The following is a 19,283-nucleotide window of genomic DNA, read 5'->3' as shown; positions in this document are numbered from 1 at the left end:
GCAACCTTGATCGCCAAGCGATCGCAACTTAGAATCCTTTTCATCCGCGTTTGCGGTCGCTTCTTACTCCTTTCATTCCGCGCCGGCCTTGCCGTGCACGCCAACGACCCCGCGAACATGTCCAAGAAATCCCGCTCCAGACTCTGGTTTCTCGTCCACAGCTGGCTGGCCCTACCGGTCTGGTTCTTCCTGCTGATCATCTGTGTCACCGGCACCCTGGCCACGGTCAGCCAGGAGATCGTCTGGCTGGCTAACCCGGACGTGCGCGCCAGCAAGCCGTCCGATGATGCACAGCGCCTCAGCTTCGGCCAGGTACTGGAAGCGATCAATCGTGCCGAGCCGGAGCTGATCGTGCAGTCCATCGGCCGCCCGGACGAAGATCACTTCGCCCTCACCGCGCGCGTCAGTTATCCCGACGGCAGCTCGCCGTTGCTCTACGTCAACCCCTATAGCGGCGCGATCCAGGGCGTCAGCCCGGAGTTTGACTTCCGCCAGTTCACCCGGGCCCTGCATGGCTGGTGGCTGGTGCCATTCACCAACGGCTACAGCTGGGGCTGGTACCTGGTGTCGCTGATGGGGCTGCCGATGCTGCTGTCGTTGATCACCGGCCTGGTGGTCTACAAGAAGTTCTGGAAAGGCTTCTTCAGCCCACGCCTGCGCGTGGGCCAGGGCGCACGCATCTTCTGGGGCGACTTCCATCGCCTTTCCGGCATCTGGTCGATATGGTTCATCGCGGTCATTTCCATCACTGGCATCTGGTTCCTGATCCAGGCAATTCTCGGCGATACCCACGTGTCGATCTCCACCGAAGGCGTACCTCCAGTAGTGGCGCGCGAGGAAGTGCCGCTGGCGCCGAGCGCCGCCGAAGTGCCGCGTATCAGCCTGGACGCCGCCGTGCTCAGGGCCACCGACGTCATCCCGGGCCTGGAGCCAAGTTTCGTCAGCCTGCCGGGCTATGCCTATGGCCATTATTCAGTCTGGGGCCGCGGCTGGTATCCGCTGATGTTCCAGTCTGCCTCGATCAACCCCTACAACGGCGATATCGACTCCACCCGCCTGCTCAGCGACCGCTCAGGTCTGGAGTTCGTCACCGAGTCCATGCGGCCGCTGCACACCGGCGACTTCGGCGGCCTGTGGGTCAAGCTGCTGTGGTTCGTCTTCGGCCTGCTGCTTAGCATGATGGTGCTCAGCGGCCTGCTGATCTGGACCAAGCGCACTGCCCTGGCCACGGTCGCTGCGGTCAAGCGGCCGGCACGCGCCGCCAAGCCGGCCCCGATCCTCGCCACCCGTGAAATCTCGGAGAGCCGCCCATGAGCAAGGCCGCAATCGCCCCCGCCCCATCCGCTCTGGGCCGTTTCTGGTACAGGTGGCGCTTCCACCTGAACGTGCTGCTGGTGCTGATCCCCCTGGGTTTCATGCCCAAGTACTTTCAGGATGTCGCGCTGTTTCGTGGCGCCAGCGGCCTCGGCGAGCGTGAGTTCGGCGAAGTCCAGGTCGGCCCCTGGAGCCTGCGCCTGGCCGAGTTCCGCAATCAGCCGCCGCAACTGGAAGGTCCGGCCGGCTATATGAAGAGTTTCAACGCCGCGCTGTGCCAGGCGTGCATCAGCGAGGTCAAGGTGGTCTACCTGCGCATCGGCAAGCCACGCAGCCTGCGCGCTGCCGGCGGGCTGTTCTTCGGCAGCCCCTATCGCATGGGCACGAGCATTCCCATACCGCCACGCACCAAGCCAGACGCCGAGTTGTGGATCACCGCCGAGGGCTGGGACGGCACAGTACATCAGGCATCCATCCCGCTGGCCGAGGCTTCGCCCGCCACCCTCGCCTGGCTGAAACAACAAGGAGACAAACCATGATCCATAGCGCCCGCATCGGTCTGCTGATGCTCTGTACCGGCCTGTCCCCTCTGGCTCTCGCGCACAACCCGATCTGCGAATGCGAGGAGCACGGCACCGGCGATATCGTCTGCACCGGCGGCTTCTCCGACGGCAGTGGCGCCCCCGGCGTGACCCTCGACGTGATCAGCTACGAAGAAGAGGTGCTGGTGCCCGGCAAACTCGGCGAGGACTCAAGGCTCAGCTTCAAGCGTCCGGATGGCGAGTTCTACGTACTGTTCGACGCCGGCCCCGGACACGTCGTGGAAATCGACCACACGGAAATCGCCAGCCAATGACCACCCAAGTGGTACGCCCGGCCGGCGCCGGGCATGAAAGCCTGTGGGTGGCCGTCCTCAGTCTGTCGATCATCCTGCTGGCCGCAACAGTCATCAGCCTGCGCAGCGAGAGTCACGAGGAAGAAAGCGTCGCCGCGCACCAGATCGATGCCCGCCGCGACCTCAACGCTGCCGAGCAAGGTATCCATACCGAATTGGTCGTGGCCCTCGACGAGATCCTGATGCTGCGGGACGAACTGCAGACCTTGCCCGAGCCGCAGCAACTGGCCGAAGAAGGCATTCCGCCCTTCACCAATGACTCCAGCACCGCCACCCGTGGCCACCACGTCTGGCAGCTGCTGCATATCGGCGATGACTACGCCTACCAGGGTCTGAGCGGCGACAGCGCCGTCGCCGGCTCCTTCCTTTTGCTGGCAAGCCCAGCGGATGCCGACATCTGGCTCAACCGCTCCAGCGATGTCGTTGCCCCACAGAACCTGCATGCCGATGCCCTGATCGCCGCCGGCTGGCGCCAGGTCGCCAGCCAATACGACGCTGGCGTCACCCGCCAGCATCGCCACTGAATATCGGGACCCCCTCCATGCCCTCTCGCTTCGTCTCCCGCCGCCTGCTGGCCAGCCTGCTGCTGAGCCTGGGTGCCGCCCTCGCCCCCGTGCTCGCCAGTGCCGACAACCACCGCCTGCGTATCGGCATTACCTTGCACCCCTACTACAGCTACGTCAGCAATATCGTCGGCGACCGCGCCGACGTGGTGCCGCTGATCCCGGCCGGTTTCAACCCGCACGCCTACGAGCCGCGCGCCGAGGACATCAAGCGCATCGGCGACCTTGACGTGGTGGTGCTCAACGGCGTCGGCCATGACGACTTCGCCGACCGCATGATCGCCGTCAGCGAGAAGCCGGACGTCCCTGTGATCGAGGCCAACGCCCGCGTGCCCCTGCTCGCCGCCACCGGCCAGGCCGCGCGCGGCGCCGGCAAGGTGGTCAACCCGCACACCTTCCTCTCCATCACCGCCTCCATCGCGCAGATCAACAACATCGCTCGCGAACTCGGCAAGCTCGACCCGGACAACGCCAAGTTCTACAGCCAGAACGCCCGTGCCTATGGCAAGCGCCTGCGCGGCCTGCGCGCCGAAGCGCTGGGCAAGCTGACCGACGCCAAGGGCAGCGAGCTGCGCGTAGCCACCATCCATGCCGCCTACGACTACCTGCTGCGCGAGTTCGGCCTGGAAGTCACCGCAGTGGTCGAACCAGCCCACGGCATCGAGCCGAGCCCCAGCCAATTGAAGAAGACCATCGACCAGCTCAAGGAACTGGACGTGCAGGTGATCTTTTCCGAGATGGATTTCCCCTCCAGCTACGTCGACACCATCCATCGTGAGTCCGGGGTGAAGATCTACCCGCTGACGCATATTTCCTATGGCGAGTACACCGCCGGAAAATACGAAGAGGAAATGGCCCGCAATCTCGACACCGTGGTACGCGCCATTCAGGACGAAGGCGTATGACCGCCCTCGAAACAGCGCCGCCGCGCCTGCAGGGCCCCGGCATCGAATTCACGGGCGTCGATCTCAACCTCGGCCGCACGCGGATTCTCGACAAGGTCAGCTTTCAGGTGCGCGCCGGCAGCGTGCACGCCCTGGTCGGCCCCAACGGCGGTGGCAAGAGCTCGCTGATCAAGACCCTGCTCGGGCAGATGCCGCACCAGGGCGAGCTACGCCTGAACTGGCCAGCCAGCCCCGGGACCATCGGCTATGTACCGCAGGCGCTGGAATTCGATCGCGGCCTACCGATGACAGTGGACGATTTCATGGCCGCCATGTGCCAGCGTCGCCCGGCCTTCCTCGGCCTGTCGCGACGCCACGCGCCGGCCATCGAACAGGCGCTGGCACGGGTCGGCATGCTGGACAAGCGCAAGCGGCGCATGGGCGCGCTGTCCGGCGGAGAGCGCCAGCGCGTGCTGCTGGCCCAGGGCCTGGTGCCCGAGGCGCAGCTGCTGGTGCTCGACGAGCCGATGTCGGCGCTGGACGAGCCCGGTGTCCAGGTCTTCGAGCAATTGCTGCGCGACTGGCGCCAGGCCGGCACCACGGTGCTGTGGATCGAGCACGACCTGCAGGCCGTCGGTCGCCTCGCCGACCGCGTCACCGGGCTCAACCGCCGCGTGCTGTTCGACGATACGCCACCGCAGGTGCTGACCCCTGAGCGCCTGCTCGACCTGTTCTCCAGTCATCCGCGCCAGCAAGAGGCCTCGTCATGAGTTTCGAAGACATCCGCCTGGCGATCCAGGCCTGGGCCAGCGCCGGCTATTTGCCCGAGGCTCTGGCCTACGGTTTCGTGGTCAACGCCCTGCTCGCCGGCCTGCTGATCGGCCCGGTGCTCGGCGGCCTCGGCACGCTGGTGGTGGTCAAGCGCTTCGCCTTCTTCTCCGAAGCGGTCGGCCACGCCGCGCTGACCGGCGTGGCCATCGGCATCCTGCTCGGCGAGCCCTACACCGGCCCCTACGGCAGCCTGTTCGGCTACTGCCTGCTGTTCGGTATCCTGCTCAACTACCTGCGCAACCGCACCGGCCTGGCGCCGGATACGCTGATCGGCGTGTTCCTCTCGGTGTCGCTGGCAGTCGGCGCCAGCCTGCTGCTGGTGCTCGCCGGCAAGATCAACATCCATATCCTGGAGAACGTACTGTTCGGCTCGGTGCTGACGGTCAACGCCCAGGACCTGGCAGTGTTGGCGCTGGTCTCGCTGCTGGTGCTGGGCCTGGCACTGCCGCTTTACAACCGCATCATGCTGGCCAGTTTCAACCCGCAACTGGCCAGCGTGCGTGGCGTCGCGGTGAAGCCGCTGGACTACCTGTTCGTGATGTTGGTGTCGCTGGTCACCGTGGCTGCAGTCAAGGTCATCGGCGCCATCCTGGTCGGCGCTCTGCTGGTGATCCCAGCGGCCGCGGCACGACTGCTCAGCCAATCACTGAAGGGCTTCTTCTGGCTATCGGTACTGATCGCCACCTGCAGCACACTGGCCGGTATCTTTCTGCCGATCGCCCTGGAGCTGCCGGTCCCCTCCGGCGCCGCGATCATCATGGTCGCCGGCCTCGCCTTCGCCATCGCCGCCATCGCCCGCGGCACACTGCCTAGCCTGAAAGGGAACCTGGGATGACCCTGCAACGCCTGAGCCTTGCCCTCGCCGCCTGCGCCCTGCTCGCCGGCCCGCTGCACGCCGAAACACAGCCCGTGCGCATTCTCGCCAGCCTGCCGATCACCTACGGTCTCGGCGCCAGCCTGCTCGACGGCAGCGCCGTGCAGTTGCAACGCGCCGCCCCGGCCAACTTGCCGGCCAGCCGCCAACCCTCGTACTTCGCCGGCCGTGGCGCGGGCGCACTGGACAAGGCCGCGCGCGACGCCGACGCCGTGATCGGCCTGCGCTCGCTATGGCCGGACGACCCGCTCTACCCGCTGGCGCGGCGCAGCAATATCCGCATCGTCGAAGTTGACGGCGCACGTCCGGTGGACGGCGCCCTGCCCGGCATCGCCCTGCGCAGCGACGGCGGTGACGCCCTGGCCAGCCAGCCCTGGCTCAACATCAACAACCTGGGACGCATGGCCGATGTGATCGCCGCCGACCTGAACCGCCTGGCACCTGAGGCCAAACCGCAGATCGAGGCCAACCTGGCGACGCTCAAGCAGCGCCTGCTCAAACTCAGCGCCGCCAGCGAAAGCCGCCTGGCAGAGCTGGATAACCTGAGTGTGGCCAGCCTGTCGGATCACTTCGACTACCTGATCGACGGCCTCAACCTTGACCTTGTCGAGCTGAGCGTGGCGAAAGACGCCGAATGGACGACTGAAACCCTGGCGCAACTGAGCGCCGAGTTGCGCGGCAACGACGTCGCTGCCGTGCTTGTCCAGCGCCAGCCGCCAGCCGATCTGGCCAAGGCGATCAGCGACGGCGGCAGCCGCCTGGTACTGATCGAAGACAATCAGCAAGAACCCGTGGCCAGGCTGGAAACGGCCATCAGCCAGGTGCTGGACGCCCTGTCGCCCTGAGCAAAACTCAACGTCTCTGCCCGGAGCCTGAGTAGCCCGGATGAAATCCGGGAATGCCGCGCACCGGATTGCATCCCGGCCATTAGAGCGAGCGGCAGCCGCTTGAGCAGCGCCTCATCCGGATCGGCCCCGCACACGAGCCTGTTTCAACGCAGCAGTGCTGACGCGAGCAGGGCCTGGACAGGCCCTTACAGCTCGGTAGCGTCCTCGACGCCATCCACTGCGCCCTGCTCAAGGGCGCTCAGCTCCAGCAGTTCTTCCTGATAATCATCCACTACTCGACCCTCCTGCATGATCCGTTCAACGACGACACAAGGTGCATGCCCATCAGGCTAGAGCGGCGGTATGAAGGCAATATGACGAAAAGTCGCGGGCAGGAGAAATGGCCATCGACACTGGCCGGGAGCTGTCTGCGTGGGAGCGGCTTTAGCCGATGACAAGCACGCAAAGCTTGCCGCTTGAACGCCTGCCACAGAGAAGCAGCCGCACAAACGGCGGCCAATAAAAAACCCGCTGATCTCGCGATCAGCGGGTTTCGTATATGGCGCAGCGGACGGGACTCGAACCCGCGACCCCCGGCGTGACAGGCCGGTATTCTAACCGACTGAACTACCGCTGCGTGTCGGTTGGACTTTCGTCCAGAGAACTCTTGAAGCTTTATTGCATCTGATGGCGCCCTTGCGGACTCTGCCATCTCAAACCGATGAAGCACCGATCTGGGAAATAATGGCGCAGCGGACGGGACTCGAACCCGCGACCCCCGGCGTGACAGGCCGGTATTCTAACCGACTGAACTACCGCTGCGCGTCGGTGGACTTTCGTCCTTCTCTCTAAGGCTATGGTGGGTGATGACGGGATCGAACCGCCGACCCTCTGCTTGTAAGGCAGATGCTCTCCCGGCTGAGCTAATCACCCATGTGCCTTAGCGAGGCGCGCACTTTATGCAGGCGGCGATGCTAAGTCAACACCCTGCTTGAATTTTTTCTGAAAAAGGCGGGTTCAGTGCCCCCTCATTCCATCTCTCCACACAACTCGGCCGCTCTCAATAGCGCTGCTGCCAGGCTATGGCGCTCCCAATCGGCCAGCGCGGCGAAACGCTGGTTGAATTCTGGCGGCATCAACGACGGCGCCTGCTGGATCAGCTCGCGTCCGGCCGTGCTGATCAGCAGCCACTGCCGGCGACGATCCTGATCATCGCGCTGGCGCTGCAGCAGGCCGTGCTCCTCGAGACGATCGAGCAGGCCGGAAAGCGTCGCGGCGGTCAGGCTGACGCGACTGCTCAGCACGCTGGCCGTCATGCGTGTCTCGCTGGCCAGCACCTGCAGCACCATCAACTGCATGGGCGTCAGCCCGCCGAAGCGAGCCAGACGCTTGGCATGCACCTCACCCGCCTGCTGCAAGCGCCGCAGCGCCTGGAACAGGGGCATCTCGAAGGCCATGACAGATGACAAATCTATTTCAACAGGAACTTTTTTATCGGTCATAAGCACCAATTCATAACAACCAAAACTTTGACATGAAAGCATTTTTTTGTTTTGGTGTAAAAGGCTCGACCACGAGCCACTCCCCAACGGCAACACCGGTAAGGAACTATGTGCGGAATAGCTGGAGAACTACGTTTTGATCGACGCCCCGCGGACCTGGCGGCAGTCGAGCGCATCACCCACCACCTGGCCCCACGCGGCCCCGACGCCCACGGCTTTCATAGCCAGGGCCCCATCGCCTTGGGCCATCGCCGGCTGAAGATCATGGATCTGGCCGAAGCCTCGGGCCAGCCGATGATCGACAGTGATCTGGGCCTGTCCATGGTGTTCAACGGCGCCATCTACAACTACCCCGAGCTGCGCGCCGAACTGGAGACGCTGGGTTATCGCTTCTTCTCTGGCGGTGACACCGAGGTACTGCTCAAGGGCTATCACGCCTGGGGCGAAAAGCTGCTGCCCAAACTCAATGGCATGTTCGCCTTCGCCGTCTGGGAACGTGACAAGCAAAGCCTGTTCATCGCCCGCGACCGTCTCGGCGTCAAACCTCTTTACCTGTCGCGTACTGGCGAGCGCCTGCGCTTCGCCTCGTCACTGCCGGCCCTGCTGCAAGGTGGTGACATCGCCAAGACGCTGGATGCCGTCGCACTCAACCACTATCTGAACTTTCACGCTGTGGTACCGGCGCCGCGCACCATCCTGGCGGGCGTGGAGAAGCTGCCGCCGGCCACCTGGATGCGCATCGACGCCGACGGCAAGGTCGAGCAGAACACCTGGTGGACGCTGCAATTCGGCCCGCAAGGCGATGAGACCGGCTACGGCCTGGAAGAATGGCGCGAGCAGGTACTGGACACCATGCGCGAAGCCGTGGCAATTCGTCAGCGTGCGGCCGTGGACGTCGGCGTGCTGCTGTCCGGCGGCGTCGATTCGAGCCTGCTGGTCGGCCTGCTGCGCGAAGCCGGTGTGGAGAACCTGCTGACCTTCTCCATCGGTTTCCAGGATGCCGGCGGCGAGCGTGGTGACGAATTCCAGTATTCGGATCTGATCGCCCAGCGCTTCGCCACCCGTCACCACCAGTTGCGCATCGGCGAGCACGAGATTCTCGATCAGTTGCCGCAGGCCTTCCGCGCCATGAGCGAGCCGATGGTCAGCCACGACTGCATCGCCTTCTACCTGCTCTCACGTGAAGTGGCCAAACACTGCAAGGTGGTGCAGAGCGGTCAGGGCGCTGACGAGCTGTTCGCCGGCTATCACTGGTACCCGCAGGTCGATGGCGCCCAGGATGCCTTCGCCGCCTACCGCGCCGCCTTCTTCGACCGCGAGCACGCCGAATACGCGGCCTGCGTGCAGCCTGCCTGGCTGACTGGTGACATGGCCGGCGAGTTCGTTCGCGAGCACTTCGCCATGCCCGGTGCCGACGCTGCAGTGGACAAGGCGCTGCGCCTGGACAGCACGGTGATGCTGGTCGATGACCCGGTCAAACGCGTGGACAACATGACCATGGCTTGGGGCCTCGAAGCGCGCACGCCGTTCCTCGACTATCGCGTGGCCGAACTGTCGGCACGCATTCCGGCGCAGTTCAAGTTGCCCGACGGCGGTAAACATGTGCTCAAGGAAGCGGCGCGCAAGGTCATCCCCAGCGAGGTGATCGACCGGCCCAAGGGCTACTTCCCGGTACCGGGTCTCAAGCACCTGGAAGGCGCTACCCTGGGTTGGGTGCGCGACCTGCTGCTCGACCCCAGCCAGGATCGAGGCCTGTTCAATCCGAGCATGCTCGACCAGTTGCTGACCAACCCGCAGAGCCAGTTGACGCCGCTGCGCGGCTCCAAGCTGTGGCAGCTCGCGGCGCTCAACCTGTGGCTGAGCGAACAGGGTCTGTAACTCATGTGGAGCGGCCCTCGGGTCGCTCCTGCAGGATCAATGGTCGTAGCCCGGTCAAGCCGGGATTTGTCGCGACTCAATGGCGATCCGGCTCAGACCGGACGTCGTGAACACGGACAGGGACTATTCCATGCGCTCCACTGCCTTCAACCAACGCCTGCTGCGCGGCCAGACACCTTCCTACGAGCGTTTGCAGGCACGCCTGGCCGAGGATCACACCAGCCAGCCCAGTCAACCGCAATCCATCCATTGCGGCTGGGGCCGCCTGCTGATCGGCCATACCTACCCCGACGCCACGGCGCTGGCCGAATCCCTGCTGGGCGAACAGCCCGGCGAGCGCGATATCGCGCTGTACGTGGCCGCACCACATCAGGTGCTGGCCCATGCGCCGCAGCAACTGTTTCTCGACCCCTCCGACACGTTGCGCCTGTGGTTCACCGACTACCGCCCGGCACGTCGCAGCTTCCGTGGATTTCGTATCCGCCGGGCGCAGAACGACGCCGACTGGCAGGCGATCAACTGCCTGTACCAGACTCGCGGCATGCTGCCGATCGACCCGGCCAAACTCACTCCCTACAACGAGGGCGGCCCGACCTACTGGCTGGCCGAGGATGAAGACAGCGGCGCGGTGATTGGCAGCGTCATGGGCCTCAACCATCAGCGCGCCTTCCGTGACCCGGAAAACGGCAGCAGCCTCTGGTGCCTGGCAGTCGACCCGCAATGCAGCCGTCCAGGCGTCGGCGAGGTGCTGGTCCGGCATCTGATCGAACACGGCATGAGCCGTGGCCTGAGCTACCTCGACCTGTCGGTGCTGCACGATAACAAGCAGGCCAAGAAGCTCTACGCCAAGCTCGGCTTTCGCGAGCTGCAGACCTTCAGCCTCAAGCGCAAGAACGGCATCAACCAGCCGCTGTTCCTCGGTCCCGGACCGCAGGCCGAGCTCAACCCTTATGCGCGCATCATCGTCGACGAAGCGCTGCGCCGTGGCATCGAAGTGCAGGTGGACGACGCCGATGCCGGACTGTTTACCCTCAGCCACGGTGGCCGACGCATCCGCTGCCGCGAATCGCTGTGCGACCTGACCAGTGCAGTGAGCATGACTCTGTGCCAGGACAAGCGCCTGACTCATCGCGCCCTGTCGCGCGCCGACCTCAGCGTGCCGGCCCAACGCCTGGCCGGTAGTGCTGAAGATAACGCCACGTTTCTCGCCGAACATGGTTCGGTTGTGGTCAAGCCCGTCGACGGCGAACAGGGCCAGGGCGTGGCAGTTGATCTGCGCACGCCGGGCGAGGTGCAGGAAGCCATCGAGCGCGCCCGCGTGTTCGACCAGCGCGTGCTGCTGGAGAGCTACCACGAGGGCCACGACCTGCGTGTGCTGGTGATCGGCTACGAAGTGGTGGCCGCGGCCATCCGCCGTCCGGCCGAAATCATTGGCGATGGCCGCCACAGCATCGGCGAGCTGATCGACGCGCAGAGCCGTCGGCGTCAGGCCGCCACCGGCGGCGAAAGCCGCATCCCCAAGGACGCAGAAACCCTGCGCACCCTGCACGGTGCCGGCCTCGACTACGACAGCGTGTTGCCAGCTGGCGAACGCCTGGCCGTGCGCAAGACCGCCAACCTGCACACCGGCGGCACCCTGGAGGATGTCACTGCGATCCTTCACCCGACCCTGCGTGACGCTGCCATCAAGGCCGCGCGCGCCCTGGAAATCCCCGTGGTCGGCCTCGACCTGCTGGTGCCGGCTGCCGACCAGCCGCAGTACGTGTTCATCGAAGCCAACGAACGCGCCGGCCTGGCCAACCACGAACCGCAGCCAACCGCCGAGCGCTTCGTCGACCTGCTGTTCCCGCTCAGCCAGACACCGAGCTGAGCCTTCTCCCCCGGCCCTCTCCCACATTTGGGAGAGGGGAAAACCCAACGCCGAGGAGCTTGCATGCAACAACTACCCGAACCCGATCTCGACTACATGCAGAAGGTACTGCTGGAGATGCTTGCCATCCCCAGCCCTACCGGTTTTACCGACACCATCGTACGCTACGTCGCCGAGCGTCTCGAAGAGCTGGAAATCCCCTTCGAGCTGACCCGCCGCGGCACCATCCGCGCCACCCTGCGCGGGCGCCAGAGCGAGTACGAGCGTTTCGACCGTGCCGTTTCCGTGCACCTCGACACCATTGGCGCCATCGTTCGCGAGATCAAGGACAACGGCCGTCTCGGCCTGGCGCCGGTGGGCTGCTGGTCGAGCCGCTTCGCCGAAGGCAGCCGTGTCAGCCTGTTCACCGACAACGGCGTGATTCGCGGTAGCGTGCTGCCCCTGATGGCCTCGGGGCACGCCTTCAACACCGCCGTAGACACCATGCCGATCAGCTGGGATCACGTCGAACTGCGCCTGGACGCTTACTGCGCCACGCGCGCCGATTGCGACTCACTGGGCGTGTGCGTCGGTGATTTCGTCGCCTTCGACCCGCTGCCGGAATTTTCCGAAAGCGGTCATATCAGCGCCCGTCACCTCGATGACAAGGCCGGCGTCGCCGCATTACTGGCGTCACTCAAGGCGATTCGTGACCATGGCCTGCAACCGATGATCGATTGCCACCCGCTGTTCACCATCACCGAGGAGGTCGGCTCTGGCGCTGCCGCCGCCCTACCCTGGGATGTCAGCGAATTCGTCGGCATCGACATTGCTCCGGTCGCGCCAGGCCAGCAGTCCAGCGAGCATGCCGTCAGCGTGGCCATGCAGGACTCCGGCGGCCCCTATGACTATCACCTATCACGCCAGTTGCTGCGTCTGGCGGCCGAGCAGGACGTACCGGTACGGCGCGACCTGTTCCGCTACTACCACAGCGATGCTCAATCGGCGGTCACCGCTGGCCATGACATTCGTACGGCGCTGCTGGCCTTCGGCTGCGACGCCACCCATGGCTATGAACGGACCCACATCGACAGCCTCAAGGCCTTAAGCCGCCTGCTCACCGCCTACATGATGAGCCCGCCGGTATTCGCCAGCGACGCGCAGCCGGCACAGGGTTCGCTGGAGCGTTTCAGTCATCAACTGGAGCACGATGCACAGATGGAAAGCGATACCCGTGTCCCACCTGTGGACAGCCTGGTCGGGCAACATGATCGGGACGCTTGAAGGGTTCAGCGCATAAAGGCAAAGTGACACGAAAGGACGACAGGGGAGCATCAGCTCCCCTTTTTCTGGCCTGCGTCAGTGGCCAACCTTCGGGCCGTCGCCACGCGACGTTGAACATGACACTCCGGCCATCTCTCATGGCCTTCTGAGGTTCACGGATGCCTCGCGTCTTTCTGGCCTTGTTGCTGTTCTGGCTTGCCTGCCCAAGTTGGGCCCTTACGCCTGCGCCGCTCGATAGCGACGACATGCGTCTATCCCTGGGCCCTTACACCGGCTACTACGAAGACGTGGACGGCACCCTCAGCGTCGAGCAGGTGCGGGCACTGGATGACAATGCCTTTCGTACCCCCGGCGGCGAACACGCCAATCTTGGCAAGAACGCATCCGTATGGTGGTTCAAGGTTCGCCTGGTCAATGCGCTTGAGCATGAGCTGGGCGGCTATCTCGAAGTCAATTATCCGCTGCTCGATCATCTTCAGGTTCACCTGATCAGACCCGACGGCAAGCGTCTGGAACAGGAAAGCGGCGATAGCTTCGCCTTCTCTCAGCGACCGGTACAGGTACGCAACTTCTGGTTTCCCATGCAGCTGGAGCCTGGCGTCAGCACCCTGCTGATCCGCGTGGAAACCAGCAGCACGGTATTCGTGCCGCTGTTCTTCGCCACCTACGGTGCCAGCGCAGCTGCGCAGGAAAACCTGATGGGCTTCAACGGCGCGTTCTACGGCGTACTGTTCGCCATGTTCTGCTACAACCTGTTCCTCTACCTGTCGCTGCGCGAATCGGCCTACCTCTGGTACCTGGCCTATAACCTCAACGTCGGCCTGCTCGCGGCCTGCTTCGACGGCATGCTGTTCAAGCTGCTACCCGAGCACGTGGCCTTGCAGTCGGTCAGCATCTACATACTGATGTACCTGCACTGCCTTACGGCCATCCAGTTCAGCCGCCATTTCCTGCACGCACGCCAGTATTTCCCACGCCTGGATACCGGCCTGCGTCTGTTGATGCTGATCTGCGTCGGCTGCCTGCTGTCGGTGCCACTGATCGGCTTCGCCGCCTGGAACATCCTGGCCAGCGTTACCGTATCCCTGGTATCGCTGATCCTGCTGCTGACCGGCCTCTACGTATGGCGTCGCGGCGTGCGTTATGGCTCCTACTACACCCTGGCCTGGGCCATCCTGCTGTTCGCCTTCATCCAGGCCACCACTGGCTCCCTGGGGCTGGAAGTGTTCGGCGTATTCGGCGCCACGGTGGTGAAAATCGGTGTGACCATCGAACTGATCACCCTGTCCATCGGTCTCGCCGACCGCATCAACCTGCTCAAGGAAGAAGGCTTCCAGTCGCGCCGTGCAGCCGAGCAAGCCGCCTTCGAGAGCCAGGCCAAGAGCCGTTTCCTGGCCAAGATGAGCCACGAGATCCGCACCCCGCTCAACGGCGTGCTGGGCATGCTGCAGCTGCTGCGCGAAACGCCTCTGGATCGTAGCCAGCGCTTCTACGTAGACACTATTTCCAGCTCCGGCAGTTCGCTGATGGCAGTGATCAACGACATCCTCGACTACGCCCGCATCGAATCCGGCAAGCTCAGTCTGGAGCAGATCGAGTTCGATCTCGAAGACATGATTTCCGAGACACTCAGCCTGTTCACCGGCCAGGCCCTGGATAAACGCCTGCGCCTCTACGTCAGCCTGGAGAACGGCGTGCCACGGCGCATTCAGGGTGATCCGACGCGACTCAAACAGATCCTGATGAACCTGCTCAGTAACGCCCTGAAGTTCACTGCCGAAGGCCATGTGGCAGTCAGCGTCAGCCGCCGTAGCGACAGCCATGGCAACCCGCATCTGGTGATCGCCGTCAGCGACAGCGGTATCGGCATCAGTGAGCAGGCACTGGCGCAGTTGTTCGAATCCTTCGCTCAGGGCGATTCCAGTACCACCCGCCGCTATGGCGGCAGCGGTCTCGGGCTGGCCATCAGCAAAGAGCTGGTGGAGATGATGGGCGGCAGAATCGAGGTGCAGAGCACTCTTGGCCAGGGCACTCGCTTCGCTTTCGACATGCCGCTGCTGGCCGAACAGGAAGCACCCGACGAGCTCAGCCGCCTGCTCGCCGGACGCACCGCCCTGCTCGCCTCGCTCGACGGCCTTGGTCTGGATGCCATGAGCCGCCTGCTCGGACGCTGGGGCATGCGTACCGAGCGCTGCCAGACGCCGGAGCGCCTGCAGGACTACCTGGAGGATTTCGCGGCGCCGCCACTGCTGGTGCTGATGGCGCCCTGGCCAGGTGGCGTCAACCACTGGCTTGACTCACTCAGGCCCAAGCTGCAGGCGCAACAGCGCGTGCTGCTGGTCTGCCCGCCCGAGGCCTGCCAGCAACTGCCGGCAAGCCACGAACTACGCCTGCAACACCTGGCCCAGCCAGTGGCGATCAACGCACTGCGCCAGGCCTTGAACGGGCTGTATGAAGAACCCAGAGCACAGGTACATCAGTTGGTCAGAGAAATACGCAGCGACAACAGCGAAGCCCCCTGCATTCTGGTGGCGGAGGACAACTCAGTGAACCAACTGGTGGTTCAGGGCTTTTTGAAAAAACGTGGCTACAGCGTGCGCCTGGTAACCGACGGCCAGGCGGCGGTGGATGAATACAGTCGCGACCCGGCTGCCGTGCACCTGATCCTGATGGATTGCGAAATGCCAGTGATGGACGGCTTCGAAGCCACCCGGCAGATTCGCCGCCTGGAGCGCAGCCAGCATCTCGCTGCCGTGCCCATCATCGCGCTGACCGCGCATATCCTCGAGGAGCACCGCCAGCACGGTCTGGATGCCGGCATGGACGATTTTCTCGGCAAACCGCTGGATAGCGCGCTGCTCTACAGCACGCTGGAGCGCCACCTCAAATGACCCGGCATGGTGCACTGAGAGAACTCGCAGCACGGCGCCTGCGGCTCTATCATGGGCGCCAATAACTGGAGTCACTCGTTGTGCTGATCCCTGCTGACCTGCTGCAAGCCGACACCCTCACCGCCCTGATCGAAGATTTCGTCACCCGCGACGGTACCGATAACGGTGACGAAACCCCACTGGAAACCCGCGTACAACGTGTACGCCGCGCCTTGGACAAGGGCGAGGCAGTGATCGTCTTCGACCCTGAGAGCCAGCAGTGCCAACTGGCGATGAAGCGTGACGTGCCCAGAGAATGGCTGGACGCCCTCAACGACAGCCTCAGTGATTGACCGTGTGCGCCAGCATTACCGATAGCTGACACAGCGGCCGCCCGCTTTCGGCCTGCCACTGGTTGAAGGCAGCCTGCACGGCAGCCAGGTCTTTCAAACTGGTCGGCGCCTTGTCGATCACGCCCTGCGCCTTGAGCGCGGCGACCATGTCATCGGTAGGGACGAAAGTGTCCTTGCCCACCATACGCAGGAAGCGCGGCGCCGACAGACCGCCCAGTTGACTGCCATGCTTGGCCAGGTACTTCCACAACCCGACGATGTCACTGACCGGCCAATCGGCGATCAGCGCGCCAAAAGAGAAATGGGCCGCAGGCCCAGTCTGATGCCCTTCTCCCTCAGGGAGAAGGTGGCGCGCAGCGCCGGATGAGGGACTGCCCAACAAGCGCCCAGCCCGCACATCGAGGATGAACTGAGCGTTGCGCGGTACGCTTTTCAGCTTGCCCAGGTGGCGAATCAGCCGCGTATCCTGCATCAGGTTTTCCAGGCGCTCGGCGCCCATCAGCACCACCTTCTCCGGATCGAAGCCGAAGAACACCTCCTCGAACGCCGGCCACTTGGCATCCACCAGGCTGTGCTTGAGACCGGCGCGGAAAATGCGCAGGCTGATCAGCGACAGATAGCGGTCGTCGCTCAGCGCACGCAGCTCGGCGTCGCTGCGCGGCTGCGGCAACATGGCCTCCAATGCCTTGGCCGAGCCAAAACGGTTGAGGCAGAACTCGTGCAGCCACTTGTAATCACGCATGAATCGAACCCTTCATGAAACGGACGACAGAGCCTGCACGCAGCGCGTAGAACACTCAAGTCCCACAGCGGCGACGCTCACGTAGGGTGGGTGCAACCCGCCAGTCCCGGCTTGGCGGGTTGCACTCGCCCTACCCGCGCAAACGCTCGGCAGCCTGGCGCAATGTTGCTTCGGTAGCGCTCCAGCCCAGGCAGCCATCAGTGATTGACACGCCGTAACGCAGCTCGCCGGAAAGCGCCTGGCAACCGTCGAACAGGTGGCTCTCCAGCATCACTCCGCGCAGGCTGGCATCACCGGCCAGGCGCTGGTCGATCACAGACTCCAATACAGCCGGCTGGCGCAGCGGGTCCTTGCCGCTGTTGGCATGACTGCAGTCGACCATGATGCGCGGTGCTATCCCCTGGCGCTGCAGTGCCTCACGTGCAGCGCCGACGCTGGCAGCGTCATGGTTCGGCGCACCGTGGCCACCGCGCAGCACCAGATGGGTGTCCGGGTTGCCCGCGGTATGCAACAGCGCCGGGTGCCCGAGGTCATCGATGCCGAAGTGCTGATGCGGGTGCGCCGCCGAACGCATGGCATCGCAGGCGATGCCAACGCTGCCGTCGGTGCCGTTCTTGAAGCCCACCGGCAGATCCAGACCGCTGACCATCTCGCGGTGCACCTGCGACTCGCTGGTACGCGCGCCAATCGCCGCCCAACCGAGCAGATCATCGAAGTAACCGGCAGCCATCGGTTGCAGCAACTCGGTGGCCAATGGCAGGCCGCGCGCCAGGATATCCAGCATCAGTTGCCGCGACTGGCGCAAGCCTTCGGCCATGTCGCCACTGCCATCGAGATGCGGGTCGTACAGCAGCCCCTTCCAGCCCACGGTGGTACGTGGCTTTTCCACGTAGGCGCGCATTACCAGCAGCAGTTGGTCGTCGACCTGCGGGGCCAGCTCGGCCAAGCGCTCGGCGTATTCGAGAGCGCTGGTACGGTCATGCAGGGAACAGGGGCCGACCACCATCAGCAGGCGCGAGTCGCGGTCATCGAGCACGGCGCGAATGGCGTCACGGTCGGCGGCAATACGTTCGACAAGTGCGGCGGGCAATGGCAGGCGCTGGCGCAAGACGGCGGGGCTGGGCAGCGGCTGGGCGCTGCGGCGGGCGATGCTGGTGACGGTGGAAGCGAGTTGAGCGGAGCTGTTCATGATCTGGCGGTTCCTTGGCCGGCGCGGTCGATACCGCGGCGGCGCTAACTGAGTGTTCGTTGCAAAGGTGTCAGGGCGGTGGTGACGCTGCTAAATCGCCAGTCGTAGCGGTAGTTGCGGTAATAACGGTTCATCTCTGAGTCCTCGATCTGTGGCCGTTTTTCGGCCGGAAAAAACAAAACCCCCGGTCGGGTTGCCGACCGGGGGTTTTCTGGAAAACGTCTCTGGTGGCGACCCTGGTGTCTCAGGCCGCCTGTGGGGTATCAGGCGCGCCTGTGGCTAAACCAATACCCAAAGAAATAATACGCTGCCGCCACAAGCGCCTGCGCACGAGCCAGCGCGGCGCTCGTGGCACCGGCTTGCAGCATGGACAGGAGGTTGAGGCTGGCGGACATGGAATTCTCCAAAGCGATGGCCGAACCATACTCCAGGCCTTTGCAGCCTGGCAAGGGCGAAAGCCGCGGCTAAAGCCCCTCCCACAAACGACGCGAACCGTGGGAGGGGCGTAGGGTGGATGTCGCTTTTTACATCCACCGATACCCTTCACGGTGGATCGATGAAGCCTGATCCACCCTACAGGATGCCTTACAGGCTCATTACATCGAGAAAACGCGGCGTGGCGCTGTCGTCGATCTTCAGGCTCTTGAAATCGAACAGGTTGCGGTCGGCCAACTGCGAGGGGTGCACGTTCTGCAGGGCGCGGAACATGATCTCGACACGGCCAGGGCTCTTGCGCTCCCAATCCTGCAGCATCTCCTTGACCACCTGGCGCTGCAGATTTTCCTGCGAACCGCACAGGTTGCACGGGATGATGGGGAACTCCTTGAGCTGACTGTAAGCTTCGATATCAGCCTCGGCACAGTAGGCCAGCGGGCGGATCACCACGTTACGGCCATCGTCGGACAGCAGCTTGGGCGGCATGGCCTTGAGCGTGCCGCCGTAGAACATGTTGAGGAAGAAGGTTTCCAGGATATCGTCGCGGTGGTGCCCCAGCGCCATCTTGGTCGCGCCGATCTCGTCGGCGTAGGTGTACAGGGTGCCGCGACGCAAGCGCGAGCACAGCGAGCAGGTGGTCTTGCCCTCGGGAATCTTCTCCTTGACCACCGAGTAGGTGTCCTTCTCGATGATGTGGTACGCCACGCCGACGGATTCCAGATAGGCCGGCAGCACATGCTCGGGGAAGCCGGGCTGCTTCTGGTCCATGTTCACCGCGACGATCTCGAACTGGATCGGCGCCACCTTCTGCAGGTACAGCAGCACGTCGAGCATGGTGTAGCTGTCCTTGCCGCCGGACAGGCAGACCATCACCTTGTCGCCATCCTCGATCATGTTGAAATCGGTGATGGCTTCGCCGGCCAGGCGGCGAATGCGCTTCTGCAGTTTGTTCTGGTTGACCGAAAGGGTGCCCATGGTGCGTCGAAATCCGAG

Annotated in this window: 18 protein-coding genes and 3 tRNA genes; 13 read left to right on the top strand and 8 right to left on the bottom strand. The window is 64.0% G+C overall.

The features are described from left to right. Positions 1–117: 117 nt before the first annotated feature. From H3221_RS18260 to H3221_RS18225, 8 genes are read left to right on the top strand one after another with little or no spacing between them, the layout of a single operon-like run. Positions 118–1,314: a PepSY-associated TM helix domain-containing protein gene (locus H3221_RS18260; RefSeq protein ID WP_196475269.1), complete on the top strand. Its 1,197-nt coding sequence runs from the start codon at positions 118–120 to the stop codon at positions 1,312–1,314. Then, entirely contained in the window at positions 1,311–1,853 is a 543-nt protein-coding gene (locus H3221_RS18255; protein ID WP_196475270.1) for a thiamine pyrophosphate-binding protein, read from the top strand. The genes H3221_RS18260 and H3221_RS18255 overlap by 4 nt, the downstream gene beginning before the upstream one ends. After that, positions 1,850–2,170 (top strand): hypothetical protein, encoded by a 321-nt coding sequence (locus H3221_RS18250; RefSeq protein WP_196475271.1) that lies wholly within the window; start codon positions 1,850–1,852, stop codon positions 2,168–2,170. Before H3221_RS18255 ends, H3221_RS18250 begins: the two co-directional genes overlap by 4 nt. Further along, positions 2,167–2,733: a DUF6162 family protein gene (locus H3221_RS18245; protein ID WP_196475272.1), complete on the top strand. Its 567-nt coding sequence runs from the start codon at positions 2,167–2,169 to the stop codon at positions 2,731–2,733. Before H3221_RS18250 ends, H3221_RS18245 begins: the two co-directional genes overlap by 4 nt. A gap of 17 nt (positions 2,734–2,750) precedes the next feature. After that, positions 2,751–3,677, top strand: coding sequence for a metal ABC transporter substrate-binding protein (locus tag H3221_RS18240; RefSeq protein WP_196475273.1), 927 nt, complete (start codon positions 2,751–2,753; stop codon positions 3,675–3,677). Beyond that, positions 3,674–4,426, top strand: coding sequence for a metal ABC transporter ATP-binding protein (locus H3221_RS18235; RefSeq protein ID WP_196475274.1), 753 nt, complete (start codon positions 3,674–3,676; stop codon positions 4,424–4,426). Before H3221_RS18240 ends, H3221_RS18235 begins: the two co-directional genes overlap by 4 nt. Then, positions 4,423–5,322, top strand: coding sequence for a metal ABC transporter permease (locus H3221_RS18230; RefSeq protein ID WP_192984912.1), 900 nt, complete (start codon positions 4,423–4,425; stop codon positions 5,320–5,322). Before H3221_RS18235 ends, H3221_RS18230 begins: the two co-directional genes overlap by 4 nt. Further along, on the top strand, positions 5,319–6,206 hold the full coding sequence (locus H3221_RS18225; RefSeq protein WP_196475275.1) for a metal ABC transporter solute-binding protein, Zn/Mn family: 888 nt from the start codon (positions 5,319–5,321) through the stop codon (positions 6,204–6,206). Before H3221_RS18230 ends, H3221_RS18225 begins: the two co-directional genes overlap by 4 nt. 542 nt (positions 6,207–6,748) lie before the next feature. Here the strand turns inward: H3221_RS18225 and H3221_RS18220 are convergent. The 4 genes from H3221_RS18220 to H3221_RS18205 all read right to left on the bottom strand — a co-directional run bounded on the left by H3221_RS18220 (position 6,749) and on the right by H3221_RS18205 (position 7,690). Further along, positions 6,749–6,825, bottom strand: a tRNA-Asp gene (locus H3221_RS18220). A gap of 108 nt (positions 6,826–6,933) precedes the next feature. Beyond that, a tRNA-Asp gene (locus H3221_RS18215) sits at positions 6,934–7,010 on the bottom strand. A 35-nt stretch (positions 7,011–7,045) separates the two neighbouring features. Continuing rightward, positions 7,046–7,121: transfer RNA gene (locus tag H3221_RS18210), tRNA-Val, on the bottom strand. 95 nt (positions 7,122–7,216) lie between these two features. Next, positions 7,217–7,690 carry a MarR family winged helix-turn-helix transcriptional regulator gene (locus H3221_RS18205; RefSeq protein WP_196475276.1) on the bottom strand — a complete coding sequence of 158 codons (474 nt, stop codon included), beginning with the start codon at positions 7,688–7,690 and terminating at the stop codon, positions 7,217–7,219. A 108-nt stretch (positions 7,691–7,798) separates the two neighbouring features. Here H3221_RS18205 and H3221_RS18200 point away from each other — a divergent pair, with 108 nt between their 5' ends. The 5 genes from H3221_RS18200 (at position 7,799) to H3221_RS18180 (ending at position 15,924) form a co-directional block, all read left to right on the top strand. Next, entirely contained in the window at positions 7,799–9,568 is a 1,770-nt protein-coding gene (locus H3221_RS18200) for an N-acetylglutaminylglutamine amidotransferase (RefSeq protein WP_196475277.1), read from the top strand. A 130-nt stretch (positions 9,569–9,698) separates the two neighbouring features. Continuing rightward, positions 9,699–11,438: an N-acetylglutaminylglutamine synthetase gene (gene ngg, locus H3221_RS18195; RefSeq protein ID WP_196475278.1), complete on the top strand. Its 1,740-nt coding sequence runs from the start codon at positions 9,699–9,701 to the stop codon at positions 11,436–11,438. Positions 11,439–11,501: 63 nt separating this feature from the next. Beyond that, on the top strand, positions 11,502–12,701 hold the full coding sequence (locus H3221_RS18190; RefSeq protein WP_196475279.1) for an osmoprotectant NAGGN system M42 family peptidase: 1,200 nt from the start codon (positions 11,502–11,504) through the stop codon (positions 12,699–12,701). Positions 12,702–12,859: 158 nt separating this feature from the next. Then, a complete protein-coding gene (locus H3221_RS18185) occupies positions 12,860–15,592 on the top strand; it encodes a hybrid sensor histidine kinase/response regulator (protein ID WP_196475280.1) in 2,733 nt (910 codons plus the stop codon). An 80-nt stretch (positions 15,593–15,672) separates the two neighbouring features. Further along, complete coding sequence (locus H3221_RS18180; protein WP_192984922.1) at positions 15,673–15,924, top strand: YheU family protein; 252 nt, start codon at positions 15,673–15,675, stop codon at positions 15,922–15,924. Here the strand turns inward: H3221_RS18180 and H3221_RS18175 are convergent. The 4 genes from H3221_RS18175 to ttcA all read right to left on the bottom strand — a co-directional run bounded on the left by H3221_RS18175 (position 15,914) and on the right by ttcA (position 19,265). After that, positions 15,914–16,666: a DNA-3-methyladenine glycosylase I gene (locus H3221_RS18175; protein WP_196475281.1), complete on the bottom strand. Its 753-nt coding sequence runs from the start codon at positions 16,664–16,666 to the stop codon at positions 15,914–15,916. The genes H3221_RS18180 and H3221_RS18175 overlap by 11 nt on opposite strands. Positions 16,667–16,796: 130 nt before the next feature. After that, the gene (locus tag H3221_RS18170; protein ID WP_196475282.1) at positions 16,797–17,855 is read right to left on the bottom strand and encodes a 3-deoxy-7-phosphoheptulonate synthase; all 1,059 of its coding nucleotides are present in this window, start codon (positions 17,853–17,855) and stop codon (positions 16,797–16,799) included. A gap of 263 nt (positions 17,856–18,118) precedes the next feature. Beyond that, positions 18,119–18,250, bottom strand: a complete 132-nt coding sequence (locus H3221_RS25650) for a hypothetical protein (protein WP_256667037.1) — start codon at positions 18,248–18,250, stop codon at positions 18,119–18,121. Between the two features lie 190 nt (positions 18,251–18,440). Then, positions 18,441–19,265, bottom strand: a complete 825-nt coding sequence (gene ttcA, locus H3221_RS18165) for a tRNA 2-thiocytidine(32) synthetase TtcA (protein ID WP_196475283.1) — start codon at positions 19,263–19,265, stop codon at positions 18,441–18,443. Positions 19,266–19,283: the final 18 nt, after the last annotated feature.

Origin of the sequence: Pseudomonas chaetocerotis (genome assembly GCF_015712105.2) — a bacterium.
GTDB classification, from domain to species: Bacteria; Pseudomonadota; Gammaproteobacteria; order Pseudomonadales; family Pseudomonadaceae; genus Aquipseudomonas; species Aquipseudomonas chaetocerotis.
Note: the sequence above shows the minus strand (reverse complement) of the source record. Positions and strands in the feature narration are given on the sequence as shown.

What these genes read in the sequence shown, in the direction of transcription:
- H3221_RS18260 (WP_196475269.1), top strand. Translation starts at nt 118, where the DNA reads ATGTCCAAGAAATCCCGCTCCAGACTCTGGTTTCTCGTCCACAGCTGG.
- H3221_RS18255 (WP_196475270.1), top strand. Translation starts at nt 1,311, where the DNA reads ATGAGCAAGGCCGCAATCGCCCCCGCCCCATCCGCTCTGGGCCGTTTC.
- H3221_RS18250 (WP_196475271.1), top strand. Translation starts at nt 1,850, where the DNA reads ATGATCCATAGCGCCCGCATCGGTCTGCTGATGCTCTGTACCGGCCTG.
- H3221_RS18245 (WP_196475272.1), top strand. Translation starts at nt 2,167, where the DNA reads ATGACCACCCAAGTGGTACGCCCGGCCGGCGCCGGGCATGAAAGCCTG.
- H3221_RS18240 (WP_196475273.1), top strand. Translation starts at nt 2,751, where the DNA reads ATGCCCTCTCGCTTCGTCTCCCGCCGCCTGCTGGCCAGCCTGCTGCTG.
- H3221_RS18235 (WP_196475274.1), top strand. Translation starts at nt 3,674, where the DNA reads ATGACCGCCCTCGAAACAGCGCCGCCGCGCCTGCAGGGCCCCGGCATC.
- H3221_RS18230 (WP_192984912.1), top strand. Translation starts at nt 4,423, where the DNA reads ATGAGTTTCGAAGACATCCGCCTGGCGATCCAGGCCTGGGCCAGCGCC.
- H3221_RS18225 (WP_196475275.1), top strand. Translation starts at nt 5,319, where the DNA reads ATGACCCTGCAACGCCTGAGCCTTGCCCTCGCCGCCTGCGCCCTGCTC.
- H3221_RS18205 (WP_196475276.1), bottom strand. Translation starts at nt 7,690, where the DNA reads ATGACCGATAAAAAAGTTCCTGTTGAAATAGATTTGTCATCTGTCATG.
- H3221_RS18200 (WP_196475277.1), top strand. Translation starts at nt 7,799, where the DNA reads ATGTGCGGAATAGCTGGAGAACTACGTTTTGATCGACGCCCCGCGGAC.
- ngg (WP_196475278.1), top strand. Translation starts at nt 9,699, where the DNA reads ATGCGCTCCACTGCCTTCAACCAACGCCTGCTGCGCGGCCAGACACCT.
- H3221_RS18190 (WP_196475279.1), top strand. Translation starts at nt 11,502, where the DNA reads ATGCAACAACTACCCGAACCCGATCTCGACTACATGCAGAAGGTACTG.
- H3221_RS18185 (WP_196475280.1), top strand. Translation starts at nt 12,860, where the DNA reads ATGCCTCGCGTCTTTCTGGCCTTGTTGCTGTTCTGGCTTGCCTGCCCA.
- H3221_RS18175 (WP_196475281.1), bottom strand. Translation starts at nt 16,666, where the DNA reads ATGCGTGATTACAAGTGGCTGCACGAGTTCTGCCTCAACCGTTTTGGC.
- H3221_RS18170 (WP_196475282.1), bottom strand. Translation starts at nt 17,855, where the DNA reads ATGAACAGCTCCGCTCAACTCGCTTCCACCGTCACCAGCATCGCCCGC.
- H3221_RS25650 (WP_256667037.1), bottom strand. Translation starts at nt 18,250, where the DNA reads ATGTCCGCCAGCCTCAACCTCCTGTCCATGCTGCAAGCCGGTGCCACG.
- ttcA (WP_196475283.1), bottom strand. Translation starts at nt 19,265, where the DNA reads ATGGGCACCCTTTCGGTCAACCAGAACAAACTGCAGAAGCGCATTCGC.